The following is a 13,449-nucleotide window of genomic DNA, read 5'->3' on the forward strand; positions in this document are numbered from 1 at the left end:
TATGTGGGATACGGCGAACAGCCGTGTGAGGCAGCGGCGATGGCACACTGCGGTGAATGTCCCTGTGGGCTCCGGGAACGAGGCGGACCATGACCACCACGGTGGTGGGGGAGCCGGAGGAAAGATCGTGTGGGAAGCCCGGGCTTTGATCAGCCGGGACGTCAACATCCACAAGGACAGGGCCGAGCCTACATCGTAGAACAGCCGTCGCGCAATGTTACAGTCCGGCCACGGCGACCGGAGCGGGCCACATTTTCGTATCGGTAGCCGATGATGCGAAACGGCGCGGCGGTGTATCTCGTAACAGTGGGTATCCGGGTCAAGACCGACCGACGGCAGGAGCTGCAATGGCTGACCTCGAACCGTTCTACCAGCAAGTTCAATCGCATTACGACGTCTGCGACGACTTCTACCGGCTCTTCCTCGACCCATCGATGACCTACAGCTGCGCCTACTTCGAGCGCGACGATATGACCCTCGAACAGGCTCAGCTCGCCAAGATCGATCTCGCGCTCGGCAAATTGGATCTGCGACCCGGCATGACCCTGCTCGATATCGGATGCGGTTGGGGCGCAACGATGTTCCGCGCGGTTGAGCGTTATGCCGTGAAGGCCGTCGGTCTCACCTTGAGCCGTAATCAGTACGGGCACGTCCGCTCGGAGATCGATCGCCGCGGTGTCGCGGGCGTCGAGATTCTGCTGCAGGGCTGGGAGGAGTTCGACGGGGGTGCGGATCGGATCGTCAGCATCGGTGCGTTCGAACATTTCCGCCGTGAGCGTTATCCCGCATTCTTCGAACGCTGCTATTGCATGCTGCCGCCCGACGGCCGGATGCTGTTGCATACGATCATCGGCCATACCCTCAACGACCTGCGTCGCATGAATATTCCGGTGACGCGGGAGGCCGCTCTCTTCCACATTTTCATCAAGCGCGAGATCTTCCCAGGCGGACAGCTGCCCCAGCCCGCCGAGATCACCCGCCTGGCCGGACAGGCGGGATTCGGCACCGAGCGAATCCAGCCGCTGCGCCTGCATTACGCGCGCACGCTGGACCAGTGGGCACACGCGCTGGTGGACCACCACAATGAGGCGGTGCGGATAGCCTCCGAGGATGTCTATGCGAGATATCTGAAATACCTCACCGGATGTGCCCAGTACTTCCGTAGCGGGCACATCGATGTCATGCAGTTCACGATGGTGAAGTGAGCCCTGCGGGCTCGGGGGGTCAGAGTACGGCCTGGGCCGGGGTCACCTTCGCGACGAGTTCGTCCACGGCATCATGGATTTCGGTCTCCACCACGATGAAGGACCGTCCGGCGTGCAGCGGTCGCGCCGACGCGGTCGCATAGCCGAAACGCACGGCCCGCAGAAAATTCGACAGCGCCCCGACACAGCGGGTCGCCTGGAACGCGGTGACGTTCTCCGGCCGCGAATGCCGGTGCTGTGCCGCACTATTCGGCGCGATCGCGTTTTCCGCCGCCGCCCTCTCAGCTCATCCGGGCGACGACCGCGCGCGGCAGGTGTGGCAGCACTACATCGACCAGTCGCCACGGCCACCCCGGCACGCAGGCGCGAATCCGCTCCCGCTCGATCGCCCGCACCATCGACGCCACCCCCTTCGTCAGTGGCGCGACCATGCGTGCGCCTTCGGCCTGCGCGGCCATATCGGTGGCGATGAAGCCGGGAAGCAGCGTGGTCACCGCGATCGGTGAGTTCGCGAATTCGACCGTGAGCGCCTCACCGAGGGCGGCCAGTCCGGCCTTGCTCGCGGAGTAGGCGGCCTTGTTCCCCGGCAAGCCGCGCACGGCGCTCATCGAGGACACCAGCACCAGGTGGCCCGACTGCTGAGCGCGAAAAATCTCCAATGCCGCCTCGGCCTGGGCGAGGGCGCTGACGAAATTGGTGGTGGCCGTGGCGAGATTGGCATCGGCGCGACCGGTGCCGAGCCGCGCGCCCTTGCCGATACCGGCATTGACGATCACCCGATCCAGTCCGCCGAGTTCATCGCGCAGTTCCGCGAAGACCCGTGGAACGGCCGCATGGTCATCGACGTCGAGCGCGCGGACCGTGACGGTAATGCCCGGGTGTGCGGCGGTGAGTTCGTCGCGCAGGGCCGTGAGCGCGTCCCGGCGTCGGGCGCACAGGGCCAGGTCACGGCCCTTGGCGGCGAATTCCCGCGCCATGGCCGCGCCGAGTCCGGCGCTCGCGCCGGTGATCAGGATCTTGGTCCGCGTCATGGTTGCGAACCATAGCGGTTACCGAACGCGAGTCGATATCCCTTCTGATCGAGTCAGCCGCCGAATGAGCCCGTGCTCGGCGGCACCATATGCCAGGCGCCGCAGTTCACCGTCTTGAAGGCCACATCGGTCGGCGCGATCTCGGCGCGGACCGGGCTGTTCCTGGTGAAGTCGTTATTGATGATGTAGTGCTGATCGGTGTTATCGCCTTCGACCTCGCGCAGCCGCCGCCAGTCGCAGCCGACGGCTGGGTCGGGGGTACCGGGGGCCTCCCAGATGCCGGGAAAGATATCGACGCCGACCAGATAGACACCATCTTCGGTGATGGTGTCGTGGGGCTGGGCGGCCGCGGTTGCGGTGCCCAGCAGTGTCACGGTGGACGCCATTGCCCCCGCGATCACCAGCGTGCTTGCACGCATACTGCTGTCTCCTCGAGTCGTCCACTGCCGTCAGTGGCGGTTGACCTGCGGAGATCCCCGAATCTCCGGGGCCAACGTCTACCAGAGTCGGTGGTCGATTTCGGTGGAATCGCGAGATTGTGGCCGACGGTGATTCCACTAGCGCGCACTCCCGCGATATCTGTTGTATGAGTGGTATTTGTCCGGTGGTCGATGTCGTGGGCAGGCGGTCGACTTGCGGGACGGCATGTGCTGGGCTCTGTACCGATGATGGGCTGGCCGCCGTGCTTGCCGCGGACCGGGCACTACTACATTGGCGCGCCGTGCGTGGACTCGGCGATTCCGGACTCGCCGAACAGGCGGTGCAGGAGACATTGCTACGGGCCTGGCGTTCCTGCGCGGTGTTCGACCAACGCAAGGGCACGGTGCGCACGTGGCTGCTCGCCATCGAACGCAATGTCATCGTCGATATCGCCCGTGCCCGTGCGGTCCGGCCCGCGGATACCGGATGGGATGAGATCACCGAGCTCAGCGATGTGCGCCTCGCCGATCCGGACTTCGCCGAGCGCCTCGTCGACGGTCTGTTCGTCGCCGATCTGCTCGCCCGGCTGCCCGAATCACAGCGGGTCGCGGTGGTGGAGGTGATCCTGCGCGACCGGGCCTATCAAGAGGTGGCCGATGACTTCGGCATTCCGGTCGGCACGGTCAAGACCCGGGTGCACTACGCATTGCGGGCGTTGCGTCGCTCGCCGATGGGGGCTCGAGCCCGCCATCTATGACCCGGTCTCGCTTCTCTGGTGGTTGCGCCGCGCCTGACTCGTGGTCCTGCCGCACCTGGTCCGGACGGGGGAGACAGTGGTCGGGGCCGGAACTACTCCGGTGGCACACGGGCGGGCGGGTCGAAGAACGCGATCTGGGTGGATGCGTGCGTCGACTGGACTCGTTCCTGGCGACGCGGAGTCTAGGATTCGCGTGTCAGTAGACGCTATGCTCTCCCGTAACAACAGCACCAGCAGTAACACCGAGAGCGCTACCGCCTAGGTCGATTCGCTGGAAGCGCTCACCGGACCATCACGGGACTAGGGAGCTGCTTTGTCTATCTACCAGGCATTTCGCGTGAAACCAGGCATCATCGGTACCGGTATCTGCGGCGCGGTCACCGCTGCCGTGGTGGTGACGCTGTCGGGGCTGGCCCCGGCCGCGATCGCCGATCCGGCATCGCCGGACGCGTCCACGAAACTCGTCGGCAAAACGATATTCCTCGACCCGGGTCATCAGGGGCCCAACCACGCCGAGAACTTGGCGAAGCAAGTCAGCGACGGTCGCGGCGGCACCAAGGACTGCCAGACCACCGGCATGACCACGGTGAACGGCGTGCCGGAGCACACCATCAACTGGAAGGTGGCCGAGCTCGTCCGGGCCGCCCTGCAGGGGCTGGGTGCCAAGGTGGTGCTCAGTCGCCAGGACGACTCCGGATGGGGCGGCTGCATCGACGAACGCGCGCAGGCCGCCAATGCCTCCGGCGCCGATGTCGCGGTCAGTATCCACGCCGATGGCGCACCAGCGCAGGACCGCGGCTTCCACCTGATCGTGCCGCAGCTGCCGATCCCGAATTCGAAGGCCGATCAGGTCCAATCCGGGCGCGGTCTCGCGGCGACCACGGCGGTGCGCGACGCGTATCTGGACGCCGGATTCCCGGCCGCGAACTACGCGGGCGCACAGGACGGGCTGCAGACGCGCGCCGATGTGGCCGGTCCGGCACTGACCACCGTGCCCGATGTATTTGTCGAGATGGGCAATGGTGCCAATGCCGAGGACGCCGCACTGCTGGAGAGTCCAGAGGGGCAGGTCAAGCATGCGCTGGCCATAACGACCGGCCTGGTCGGCTTCCTGCTCGGCGCACCGCAGCAGGCAACGGGAACGGTTCCGGCGCAGACCGGGTCGGCGGCCGGTCGGCCCGCCTCGGCTCCGCTGCAAGCTCCCAACGCGCCGCAGGTTCCCGGGACGACGCAGGCTCCGGCCGTCCCGCAGCCGCGGGCGCTCCCCGAACCCGCGGCGGCGCCGACTTCGGCACCATCGGCGGGGACGGTGGTGCCGACCGCGCCCGCATCATCGAATCCGCCGACGGGGTATGCACCGGCACCGGGATACGCCCCGATGCCCGGCTCGCCGGGCACACAGACACCGGGGCAGTCGCCCGGTACTCCGCAGGCGGGTTCCCCGCGGTCACAGGGCTACGGACTCGCGCCCAACACCCCGCAATCACCGGGTTCGACCCAGACGCCCGGCTCCCAACTGTCGCCGGGCCAAGCCGCCCCGAGCACGACGGTTACTCTGCCGGCGCTGGTCGGCACCGTCATGCAAATGATGCTGCCGTTGGCGAGGTCCCTCGGTATGGACAACAGCGTGCTCACCTCCGAGCTGATCAACCTGGCATACACCCTGGCCAGCACCCTGCTCGGCCCGACCAAATAACCGCAGTCGCCCGACCACCACCCCTCATCGAATCGCACCGCGATGCTGACACTCGGGGCCGCGAACACGCCGCGCCGCAGGCGCGGCAAATAGACTCGGCCCGTGGCCCAGCGGATTCCTGTTCTGATCGTTGCCGGGTTTCTCGGATCCGGGAAGACGACGCTGCTCAATCATCTGCTGCGTAATAACCGGGGCACGCGGATCGGGGTGGTGGTCAACGACTTCGGGGCCGTCAATATCGATTCCATGCTGGTGGCCGGGCAGGTCGACGCGATGGTCTCGCTCGGCAACGGGTGCGTCTGTTGCGCGGTGGACGTCGGCGACCTCGATGACCTGTTCACCAGGCTCGCCCAGCCGCGCGCCAAGATCGATGTGATCGTGGTCGAGGCCAGTGGGCTGGCCGAACCGCGCAATCTGATTCGGATGGTGGTGGGCAGCGAGAACCCGCGCATCCGCTACGGCGGTTTGGTCGAAGTGGTCGACGCCGAGCAGTTTCCGGACAGTCGTGAGCGGCATCCCGAACTCGCCATTCACCTGCGGTTGGCGGATCTGGTGGTGCTCAACAAGGCCGATCGGGTAGTGCCGGAGCGGCTGGCCGGGCTGCGGCAGGAGATCACCGACCTGATCGGGCAGGTGCCGGTGTACGCGACCACCGGTGGCCGCATCGACCCCGGCCTGCTGTTCGACGAACCGCTGCGGGAAATCCGGCGCGTCGCCGAACAATTGAGCTTCGACGAACTGCTCCACGACGACCACGACCATGCCGATCTTTTCGAGCGACCTGCAAGCAGTCGCTACGGGCTGCACCGCCATCTGCACGACGACTACACCAGCGTGTCCTTCACCAGCGACCGGGAATTGGATCCACGCCGCCTGGTCGAATTCCTCGAGGATCCGCCGCCCGGCCTGTTTCGCGTGAAGGGCTTCGCCGCGTTCGGGGTCGCGGCCGAACGCCGGAAGTTCGTGCTGCACATGGTCGGTCGCCACATCGTCTTCGAACCGGACACCTGGTCGCGCGGCGAAGCCCGCACCACGCGATTGGTGCTGATCGGTGCGGGTCTGCCGGCCGCCGCGGCGTTGGCGCGGCTGCACGATACCGTGCACACCGCCGCCGAACCGCTGGATGCGCACGCCATGCTCGGTATCTGGCGCTATACCCCGCACTGACGTCTCGAGAAGTTGGCGCGTTCTGCTCGAAACTGGCGCGTTCGGTACTTGGCGCGGCGATCGCGCGGACATAAGACTGAAGCATTGCCCGCCGCACGCGGCCTGTACACAAACGGAGCGAACGTGGCGCGTGCGGTGTCGGTTCGGCCCAAGAACCGTGATCGACCGTATTTGTTTGTACGACCGATTGGAGAGTTCCGTGTCAGAGACCCGAGAGAGTGCCACCGCGTACGTGGTCGCCGCGTTGGAAGCCAAGGGCACCGCGACCCGTGACGATTTCGATGTGCCCGCCATTGTCGCCGCATCCCGAGACATTGCCGACAGCTGGGATTTTCGCGCCATCGAGGATGCGACCTTCTGGCGGATAGCGGCGACCTTCCTGAAGGTCTGATCGGGCCTCGGGGACGGGATGCGGCGGTGAGGATACGGCCGATCAGGCCGGTTGCTCCGATCGGTACATGAGCTGGGTCATGGATCGTCTGCGGGCTGCCCGTCGCATCGAACCCACATCCGAATATCCGAGCAGTTCGGCCTGGCGCGTTCGGCTCAGTGCAGTGCCCTTCGTGCTCGCACGCGCGAGGCGCGCATTGCGCGCCCGTTCCAATTCCAGCCGCCAGGTGGTACCCGCCTCCATCAGCCGACGCTGCAGCGTCCGCGGGCTGGTGGCGAGTCGGCGGGCCACCCGATCCAGCGATACCGAGCCCTCCGCCAGGGCCTCGGCCAGCGCGTCGGCCACGCGATCCGGCCATGCGGTCGCCAAGGGCGGTGGTGGTGGGAGGGCATCGGCCAGCGGTTGCAGCACCGTCGCAAGCACTGGATCGCTGGTGGTCAGCGGCAGTTCCATATCGGCGGCGTGGAAGGTCATGGCATCGACCGGTGCCTCGAATTCGATGGCGGTCGTACCGAATACCGCTACGAAGGTATCTATTTTGGCCGGTGCCTGTTGCCGCAGCATCACCTGTAGCGGAATGAGCGGTTCGCGGACCACCCGTCGGGCCCGGCTGAGCACCGCGGTCAGCCCCCACAACTGGGTGAGGTCGCGGCCGCGGCCCTCGCCATTGATCATGTCCAGATAGAGCGTGACCTCGTGGTTGTTCTCGACGACCAGGTCGAAGCGGTGATTGGTGGTCACCGCGGCCACATACGGGCCGCAGGTGGCCAGGCCCGCACCGAGTGTTGGCGCGGTGCAGAACAGATAGTCGTACAGGCCGAGGCTGCTGAGCTGGTAGCGGCTGGCGACATGCAAGGCGACATTCGGATCACCGAGGCCGTGTTCGCCCAGTTCCCAGAGTCGTGAGAAGGTGTGACTCGGCAGGTGGACGTCCTGGCCGACCATGGTCCACTCGGGTAGGCCGGTCTCACGGATCAGCCGATCTCGATCCAGTCCCGCATCCGTGAGCTGCGAGATGACGAATCTGTGCAGCAGTACCTGATCGGTTCCCAATGCGCCCCTCCTACCGCGGATCGACGTATCTTTGTGCGGGAGAACCTATCCCGGTCCTGTTGAATCGTCAGTAATTTCGCGTCACAGTGTTGTTTCAAGTAACAGCTGCGGGAGCTCACGACGTGGTTATGCGCAGGCAGTGGGCCTTTACCCGCAGGCGTTGACCCATTCCGACAACCCGTCGGTGAAGAGCTGGCGCTTCCAGATCGGCACTTCGTGTTTGATGCGATCCACCAATTCCGCACAGGCGGTGAAGGCTTCGGCGCGGTGCGGGGCGGCGACCGCGACGACGATCGCGAGATCGCCGACGCTCAGCTGCCCGATCCGGTGCACGGCGGCGACCGGAAGTCCGGAGCGCTCGGCGAGTTCGGCACAGCACTTTCGCAGGAACCGCTCGGCTTCCGGATGCGCCGAATATTCCAGAGCGGAAACCGCTTGTCCGCCATCGTGATTGCGTACCTTGCCGGTGAAGACCACGACGGCGCCGTGCTCCGGCCCGGTCACCGTCGCCTCGACCACCGCCGGATCGAGGGGTTCTGCGCTGATCCCGGCTAGGCGTACGGCCGCGAATTCACTTGTTGTCATGGTTGCCGCCTCCGGCTACTTGCGCGAGCAGATGATCCAGCAGCGGCTCGAGCACCACCATGCCGTCTTTGACACCACCGGGAGAGCCGGGCAGATTCACCACGACCGATCGGCCCGACAGTCCGGCGACTCCGCGACTGAGTGCGGCGAGGGGGAATTTCGCGGTGCCGTGTTGCCGAATCGCCTCGGCGACACCGGGCAATTCACGGTCCAGTACGGCCAGCGTCGCCTCGGGGGTCGCATCGGTGGGCGAGGCGCCGGTGCCGCCGGTGCTGATTACCAGCGACGGTTCGAACCGCAGGGCGTCGGCCAGGCCGATATCGATCTCGGCATCGGCGTAGATCAGCGGGCCGCGCACCGAGAAACCCAGTCCGCCAAGCCATTGCGCGAGTACCGGACCGGTGGTATCGACCCGGGTGCCGACCGCGGCTCCGGTGGAGGCGACCAGGACGACGGCGGAGCGCTGGTTGTCATCCGAGATCTGTTCCGGCGCAGCGTCTTCCGTGGGGGACTCCGGTTCGTCGGCGAACGTGGGGATGTCCACCGGCGCCTGCGCCACGGGACGCACCCAATGTCCGTGTTTGCCACCCTCTTTGGTGAGCAGCCGCACGCCGTTGAGCGTCGCCGCCGGATCGACCGCCTTGACCATGTCGTGCAGCGTGAGTCCGGCCACCGCGACCGCCGTCAATGCTTCCATCTCGACACCGGTGGGGCCCTTGGTTTTCGCGCTCGCCTCGATCGTGATGGCGTCCTCGGTGAAGCCGAATTCGACCGTGACCGAGGACAAGGCCAGCTGATGGCACAGTGGAATCAGTTCCGAGGTCTTCTTCGCGCCCGCGATACCGGCGATTCGCGCGGTCGAGAGCACATCGGCCTTCGGCATATCGTCGGCCCGGACCAGCGCGACCACCTCGGCGGTGGTGTGCAGTTCACCGGCCGCGACCGCGATCCGGGTGGTGTCGGATTTCGCGCTCACATCGACCATGCGGGCGCGACCTTCCCTGTCGACATGGGACAACTCACTCATAGCGACCACACTCGCACAGGTGCGCCGACCGGCAGCAAGGTGACCTCAGCGGGCACATCGATCAATACATCTGCCCAGGCCATGCTCGCGATGAGATGCGAACCGGGTCCCGAGACGACCTCGACGGCCGTCGGCCCGCGATGCAATCCGGCCGCGACGGCGTCATCGCGCACCAGCTGTCCGCGCAGAAATTGGCGTCGTCCCTCGGGGGAGCGCACCGCATTGCGCAGCGGTACCTCGTAGATCTCCACCTCGGGCAGGCCCGCGATATGGCGCAGCATGGGCCGCGCGAATACCTCGAAAGACACCATGGTGCTCACCGGATTCCCGGGAAAACTCAGCACCGGCACGCCGTCGACGACGGTAAGCCCTTGCGGCCCACCAGGTTGCACCGCGACCGAGCCGAATTCGCCTCCTAGCGGTTGCAACACCTCCTTGACCACCTCGAAATCGCCTTTGGAAACCCCGCCGGAGGTGAAGACGATATCGGCGGATTTCGTTGCGGCGGAAAGCAATGCGCGGAATTTCGTCGGAGCGTCGGTACTATGCTCCACCGATACGACATCGACACCGTTGGCGCGCAGCGCGGCGGCGAGGGCGATACCGTTGGAGTTATAGATCTGGCCGGGGCGCAATGGTGTTCCGGCGGTGACCAATTCGTCACCGGTGGTGATGACGGCCGCCCGAATCGGTTGGAATACCGGCACATGCGGCAGTCCGACCGCCGCCAGTGCGGCGATGTGGCGGGGTGCCAGCGTGGTCCCCACGCGGGCCAGCAGATCGCCGGCGTGCACATCGGTGCCCGGTTCGCGCACGAACTCACCAGCGGTGCGACCCCGCTCGATGGTCACCGTCGTGTCATCGCTGTGCACATCCTCCACCGGCACCACACAATCGGCGCCGGGCGGAATCGGGGCACCGGTCATCACCTTCAACGCGGCGCCGTGCGGCAATGGCGCCCGACCGGCCGCACCGGCCGCGACCACACCGACCAGTGGCAGTGTCACCGGGGTGACCACCACCGATTCGGCGCGCACCGCGTATCCGTCCATCGCCGAGTTGCGGAACACCGGGAGGTCCACCGGCGCGTGGATATCGTCGGCCAGCTGCCGGCCCAGCGCCACGGGCACCGCGACTGATTCGACCGCGCGGGCGGCCAGCGGGCGCAGCAGGGCCTCGATGGTGTCCCGGTAGGCGTCGACGGACCGGGCGGTGGCGGGCGGGCTGGGCCGGTGGCCACCGGAGGTGTCGGCACGCGAGGTCATAGGGTCAGCCTAATCGCCGAGCCGAAGCGAGTTCGCTTGTCGATCCCACCTACGCTCACCCGCTCAACGCGGCGCTCGAGAGCCCAGGATGGTGCGGTCCGCCCACGAGCACGGCGCGCGGACCGGTCATAATGGACTTGTGACGCTGGTCGAGATGGGGATTCCCGCTGTGCGGTCCAGGCTGCCCTCACTCGACGGACGGCCCGATACGCCGTACCTGGTTGATAGATTCGGGCGCACCGCACGCGATCTACGCGTATCTATCACCGAGAAGTGTTCGCTGCGATGTACCTACTGCATGCCCGAAGAGGGCCTGCCCGCGATACCGCAAGACGAGCTGCTGACCGTCGAGGAGATTGTGCGACTGGTCACACTCGCGGTGCGGGAGTTGGGGGTGCGCGAGGTCCGGTTCACCGGCGGCGAGCCGCTGCTGCGCCGCGATCTGGAGCGGATCATCGCGGGCTGCCATGAGCGGGTGCCCGAGGTTCCGCTGTCGATGACGACCAATGGCGTCGGACTCGCCCATCGTGCCCATGGTCTCGCGGCCGCCGGGCTGAGCCGGGTGAATGTGTCGCTGGATACGGTGGATCGGCACGGCTTCGCCCGTCTGACCCGCCGCGATCGGCTCGAATCGGTCTTCGCGGGCATCCGCGCTGCCAGGGATGTCGGACTGGCGCCGATGAAGATCAATGCCGTGCTGATGCCTGAGACCCTCGCTGGTGCGCCGGATCTGCTGCGCTGGTGTCTGGATGAGGGCTGCGAACTGCGGTTCATCGAGGAGATGCCGCTGGACGCCGATCACGAATGGGCCCGTGCCAATATGGTGACCGCGGCCGAATTGCTCGCCGTGCTCGGCACCCGGTTCACATTGACCGAGATCGGCCGGTCGGATCCCGCGGCCCCGGCGGAGAAATGGCTCGTCGACGGCGGCCCGGCGACGGTCGGCATCATCGCGACGGTGACCCGCAAATTCTGCGATACCTGCGATCGGACCCGGCTCACCGCCGACGGCATGCTGCGGTCGTGCCTGTTCAGCGATCAGGAATTCGATGTGCGCCAGGCACTGCGCACGGGTGCCGATGATGAGGCGATCGCCACCATCTGGCGCGGCGCCATGTGGAACAAATGGGCTGGACACGGTATCGATGCCGAGGATTTCGTCCCGCCGGAACGCACGATGGGAGCCATCGGTGGTTGAGATCCGCTACTTCGCCGCGATCGCCGACGCCGTCGGCAAGGACCGGGAGACGCTGGATTTCCCGGCCGACGCCACCGTCGCCGACCTGCGCACCAGCCTCGCGCAGTCCTACGGTCCCGACCTGGACAAGATGCTCGCCGTCTGTGCCTACCTCATCGGCGACGAACTCACTCGTGACCCATCGGTCGCGCTGACTCCGCGCGTCGATGTCCTGCCACCTTTCGCCGGCGGCTGACTCCGCGTGACGGTGTGCGGGCGGGAAGCTGATGGTCGGCCGGGTTAGCATCGGCGCCAACGCAGTTCGCCGGATTGGTTCAGGAGTCGCGTCGATATGTCTCAGCTGTCGAATCAGGTACGTGTGCAGCACCCGGCGGTAGTGCGAATGCACGAGGTGCGGGGCGAGAGTTTGCAACTACGGGTGGCGGACTGGATCACGAAGTTCGCGGGGTCGATGCAGTTCGTCTACATCCATGCCATCGGTTTCGCGGTCTGGATGATCTGGGCCGAACAGAGTCCGTGGCCGACCTTGACCCTGGTCGTCTCCCTGGAGGCGATATTCCTGTCCACCTTCGTGATGATCGGCCAGAACCGGCAGGCGCAGTTCCAGCAGATGAAGGCCGATCACGACTTCAACGAGCAGGAGTTGGAGCTCAAGACCAATACCGAGCTGACCAGGGCCATCCACGAGATGACCAAGGAACTGCATCGCCGGCTGGTGGAGGCCCCGGATCCGGTTTGATCAGCGCCACCAGGTGTCGAACGGCGTGACCGGGACGGTGCGCTTGTGGCGGGTGTTCAGGAAGATCGTCTCGAGCTTCTGGGCGACCTCCGGGGTGACGTCCTGGCCCTCCAGATAGTCATCGATCTCGCTGTAGCGCAGGCCGAGCGCCTCCTCGTCGGGCAGGGCGGGGCGGTCGTCCTCGAGATCTGCGGTGGGAACCTTGGACCAGATGCTCGATGGTGCGCCGAGCTCCTGCAGCAGCGCCGCGCCCTGACGTTTGGTAAGGCCGGTCAGCGGAGTGATGTCGACGCCGCCGTCACCGAATTTGGTGAAGAAACCGGTGACCGCCTCGGCCGCGTGATCGGTGCCGACGACGAGCATATTCTCCTGACCAGCGATGGCGTACTGGGTCACCATGCGTTCGCGGGCCTTGATATTGCCGCGCACGAAATCGCGGAGTTTGTCGACGCGCTGGGGGATGGCAGTCGGCGGAGCCGACGGGGTGGGTGAACCTTGGGGGATGGCAGTCGGCGGAGCCGACGGGGTGGGTGAACTCAGCGCCGAAGCGACCTCGGCGGCAACGGCATTGGCGCTGGGGCGGATATTCACCACAACCGAGCGGTCGGGCTGGATGAACCGCAGCGCGATCCGGGCATCGGCCTCATCTGCCTGCACACCGTAGGGCAGTCGTACCGCGACGAAGGCGGCGTCGGCACCATCGGCACGCAATTCCTCGACGGCGAGCTGGCACAGTCGTCCGGTCAGCGCGCTGTCCTGACCACCACTGATGCCGAGTACGAAACCCCGTGCGGGACTTGCGCTCAGATAGTCCTTGAGGAAATCGATCCGGTGCCGGACTTCGAGCTTCGGTTCGATATTCGATTGGACGCCCAATTCGGCGATGATCTGTTCACGCAGGTTGCCCATGACGCA

The 13,449-nt window shown here is 66.1% G+C and carries 16 protein-coding genes; 8 read left to right on the top strand and 8 right to left on the bottom strand.

All coding sequences use genetic code 11. The annotated features are described in order from the left end of the window. Nucleotides 1-347: 347 nt before the first annotated feature. A complete protein-coding gene (locus tag ACW2Q0_RS29455; RefSeq protein ID WP_457194189.1) occupies nt 348-1,205 on the top strand; it encodes a cyclopropane mycolic acid synthase family methyltransferase in 858 nt (285 codons plus the stop codon). 19 nt (nt 1,206-1,224) lie between these two features. Here the strand turns inward: ACW2Q0_RS29455 and ACW2Q0_RS29460 are convergent, their stop codons facing one another. Genes ACW2Q0_RS29460 through ACW2Q0_RS29470 form a run of 3 tightly spaced genes read right to left on the bottom strand, consistent with a single transcriptional unit; the run spans nt 1,225 to nt 2,655 of the window. After that, the gene (locus ACW2Q0_RS29460; protein ID WP_457194219.1) at nt 1,225-1,464 is read right to left on the bottom strand and encodes a hotdog domain-containing protein; all 240 of its coding nucleotides are present in this window, start codon (nt 1,462-1,464) and stop codon (nt 1,225-1,227) included. A gap of 22 nt (nt 1,465-1,486) precedes the next feature. Further along, the gene (locus tag ACW2Q0_RS29465) at nt 1,487-2,236 is read right to left on the bottom strand and encodes an SDR family oxidoreductase (protein WP_457194190.1); all 750 of its coding nucleotides are present in this window, start codon (nt 2,234-2,236) and stop codon (nt 1,487-1,489) included. Nucleotides 2,237-2,289: 53 nt separating this feature from the next. Beyond that, the gene (locus tag ACW2Q0_RS29470) at nt 2,290-2,655 is read right to left on the bottom strand and encodes a hypothetical protein (RefSeq protein ID WP_457194191.1); all 366 of its coding nucleotides are present in this window, start codon (nt 2,653-2,655) and stop codon (nt 2,290-2,292) included. A 263-nt stretch (nt 2,656-2,918) separates the two neighbouring features. Here ACW2Q0_RS29470 and ACW2Q0_RS29475 point away from each other — a divergent pair, with 263 nt between their 5' ends. From ACW2Q0_RS29475 to ACW2Q0_RS29490, 4 genes are all read left to right on the top strand, one after another. Beyond that, the gene (locus tag ACW2Q0_RS29475; RefSeq protein ID WP_457194192.1) at nt 2,919-3,413 is read left to right on the top strand and encodes a sigma-70 family RNA polymerase sigma factor; all 495 of its coding nucleotides are present in this window, start codon (nt 2,919-2,921) and stop codon (nt 3,411-3,413) included. A 337-nt stretch (nt 3,414-3,750) separates the two neighbouring features. Continuing rightward, entirely contained in the window at nt 3,751-5,109 is a 1,359-nt protein-coding gene (locus ACW2Q0_RS29480; RefSeq protein WP_457194193.1) for an N-acetylmuramoyl-L-alanine amidase, read from the top strand. A gap of 102 nt (nt 5,110-5,211) precedes the next feature. Further along, nucleotides 5,212-6,276: a CobW family GTP-binding protein gene (locus ACW2Q0_RS29485; RefSeq protein WP_457194194.1), complete on the top strand. Its 1,065-nt coding sequence runs from the start codon at nt 5,212-5,214 to the stop codon at nt 6,274-6,276. A gap of 199 nt (nt 6,277-6,475) precedes the next feature. Continuing rightward, nucleotides 6,476-6,667 (top strand): hypothetical protein, encoded by a 192-nt coding sequence (locus ACW2Q0_RS29490; protein ID WP_457194195.1) that lies wholly within the window; start codon nt 6,476-6,478, stop codon nt 6,665-6,667. Between the two features lie 42 nt (nt 6,668-6,709). On the opposite strand, the gene ACW2Q0_RS29495 is transcribed toward ACW2Q0_RS29490, so the two are convergent. The 4 genes from ACW2Q0_RS29495 to ACW2Q0_RS29510 all read right to left on the bottom strand — a co-directional run bounded on the left by ACW2Q0_RS29495 (nt 6,710) and on the right by ACW2Q0_RS29510 (nt 10,597). Then, the gene (locus ACW2Q0_RS29495) at nt 6,710-7,720 is read right to left on the bottom strand and encodes an AraC family transcriptional regulator (RefSeq protein WP_457194196.1); all 1,011 of its coding nucleotides are present in this window, start codon (nt 7,718-7,720) and stop codon (nt 6,710-6,712) included. A 147-nt stretch (nt 7,721-7,867) separates the two neighbouring features. After that, nucleotides 7,868-8,305, bottom strand: a complete 438-nt coding sequence (locus tag ACW2Q0_RS29500) for a molybdenum cofactor biosynthesis protein MoaE (RefSeq protein WP_457194197.1) — start codon at nt 8,303-8,305, stop codon at nt 7,868-7,870. After that, nucleotides 8,292-9,332: a bifunctional molybdenum cofactor biosynthesis protein MoaC/MoaB gene (gene moaCB / locus ACW2Q0_RS29505; RefSeq protein WP_457194198.1), complete on the bottom strand. Its 1,041-nt coding sequence runs from the start codon at nt 9,330-9,332 to the stop codon at nt 8,292-8,294. Before moaCB ends, ACW2Q0_RS29500 begins: the two co-directional genes overlap by 14 nt. Further along, nucleotides 9,329-10,597, bottom strand: coding sequence for a molybdopterin molybdotransferase MoeA (locus tag ACW2Q0_RS29510; RefSeq protein ID WP_457194199.1), 1,269 nt, complete (start codon nt 10,595-10,597; stop codon nt 9,329-9,331). The genes moaCB and ACW2Q0_RS29510 overlap by 4 nt, the downstream gene beginning before the upstream one ends. Nucleotides 10,598-10,736: 139 nt before the next feature. On the opposite strand from ACW2Q0_RS29510, the gene moaA reads away from it, so the two are divergent. The 3 genes from moaA to ACW2Q0_RS29525 all read left to right on the top strand — a co-directional run bounded on the left by moaA (nt 10,737) and on the right by ACW2Q0_RS29525 (nt 12,534). Beyond that, the gene (gene moaA, locus ACW2Q0_RS29515) at nt 10,737-11,795 is read left to right on the top strand and encodes a GTP 3',8-cyclase MoaA (RefSeq protein WP_457194200.1); all 1,059 of its coding nucleotides are present in this window, start codon (nt 10,737-10,739) and stop codon (nt 11,793-11,795) included. Further along, nucleotides 11,788-12,030, top strand: a complete 243-nt coding sequence (locus tag ACW2Q0_RS29520; protein ID WP_457194201.1) for a MoaD/ThiS family protein — start codon at nt 11,788-11,790, stop codon at nt 12,028-12,030. The genes moaA and ACW2Q0_RS29520 overlap by 8 nt, the downstream gene beginning before the upstream one ends. 96 nt (nt 12,031-12,126) lie before the next feature. Further along, entirely contained in the window at nt 12,127-12,534 is a 408-nt protein-coding gene (locus ACW2Q0_RS29525) for a DUF1003 domain-containing protein (RefSeq protein ID WP_457194202.1), read from the top strand. On the opposite strand, the gene nadE is transcribed toward ACW2Q0_RS29525, so the two are convergent. Beyond that, nucleotides 12,535-13,443 carry an ammonia-dependent NAD(+) synthetase gene (gene nadE, locus ACW2Q0_RS29530; protein WP_457194203.1) on the bottom strand — a complete coding sequence of 303 codons (909 nt, stop codon included), beginning with the start codon at nt 13,441-13,443 and terminating at the stop codon, nt 12,535-12,537. Nucleotides 13,444-13,449 lie beyond the last annotated feature (6 nt).

The organism is Nocardia citri (assembly GCF_054065835.1).

What these genes read in the sequence shown, in the direction of transcription:
- ACW2Q0_RS29455 (WP_457194189.1), top strand. Translation starts at nt 348, where the DNA reads ATGGCTGACCTCGAACCGTTCTACCAGCAAGTTCAATCGCATTACGAC.
- ACW2Q0_RS29465 (WP_457194190.1), bottom strand. Translation starts at nt 2,236, where the DNA reads ATGACGCGGACCAAGATCCTGATCACCGGCGCGAGCGCCGGACTCGGC.
- ACW2Q0_RS29470 (WP_457194191.1), bottom strand. Translation starts at nt 2,655, where the DNA reads ATGCGTGCAAGCACGCTGGTGATCGCGGGGGCAATGGCGTCCACCGTG.
- ACW2Q0_RS29500 (WP_457194197.1), bottom strand. Translation starts at nt 8,305, where the DNA reads ATGACAACAAGTGAATTCGCGGCCGTACGCCTAGCCGGGATCAGCGCA.
- moaCB (WP_457194198.1), bottom strand. Translation starts at nt 9,332, where the DNA reads ATGAGTGAGTTGTCCCATGTCGACAGGGAAGGTCGCGCCCGCATGGTC.
- ACW2Q0_RS29510 (WP_457194199.1), bottom strand. Translation starts at nt 10,597, where the DNA reads ATGACCTCGCGTGCCGACACCTCCGGTGGCCACCGGCCCAGCCCGCCC.
- ACW2Q0_RS29525 (WP_457194202.1), top strand. Translation starts at nt 12,127, where the DNA reads ATGTCTCAGCTGTCGAATCAGGTACGTGTGCAGCACCCGGCGGTAGTG.
- nadE (WP_457194203.1), bottom strand. Translation starts at nt 13,443, where the DNA reads ATGGGCAACCTGCGTGAACAGATCATCGCCGAATTGGGCGTCCAATCG.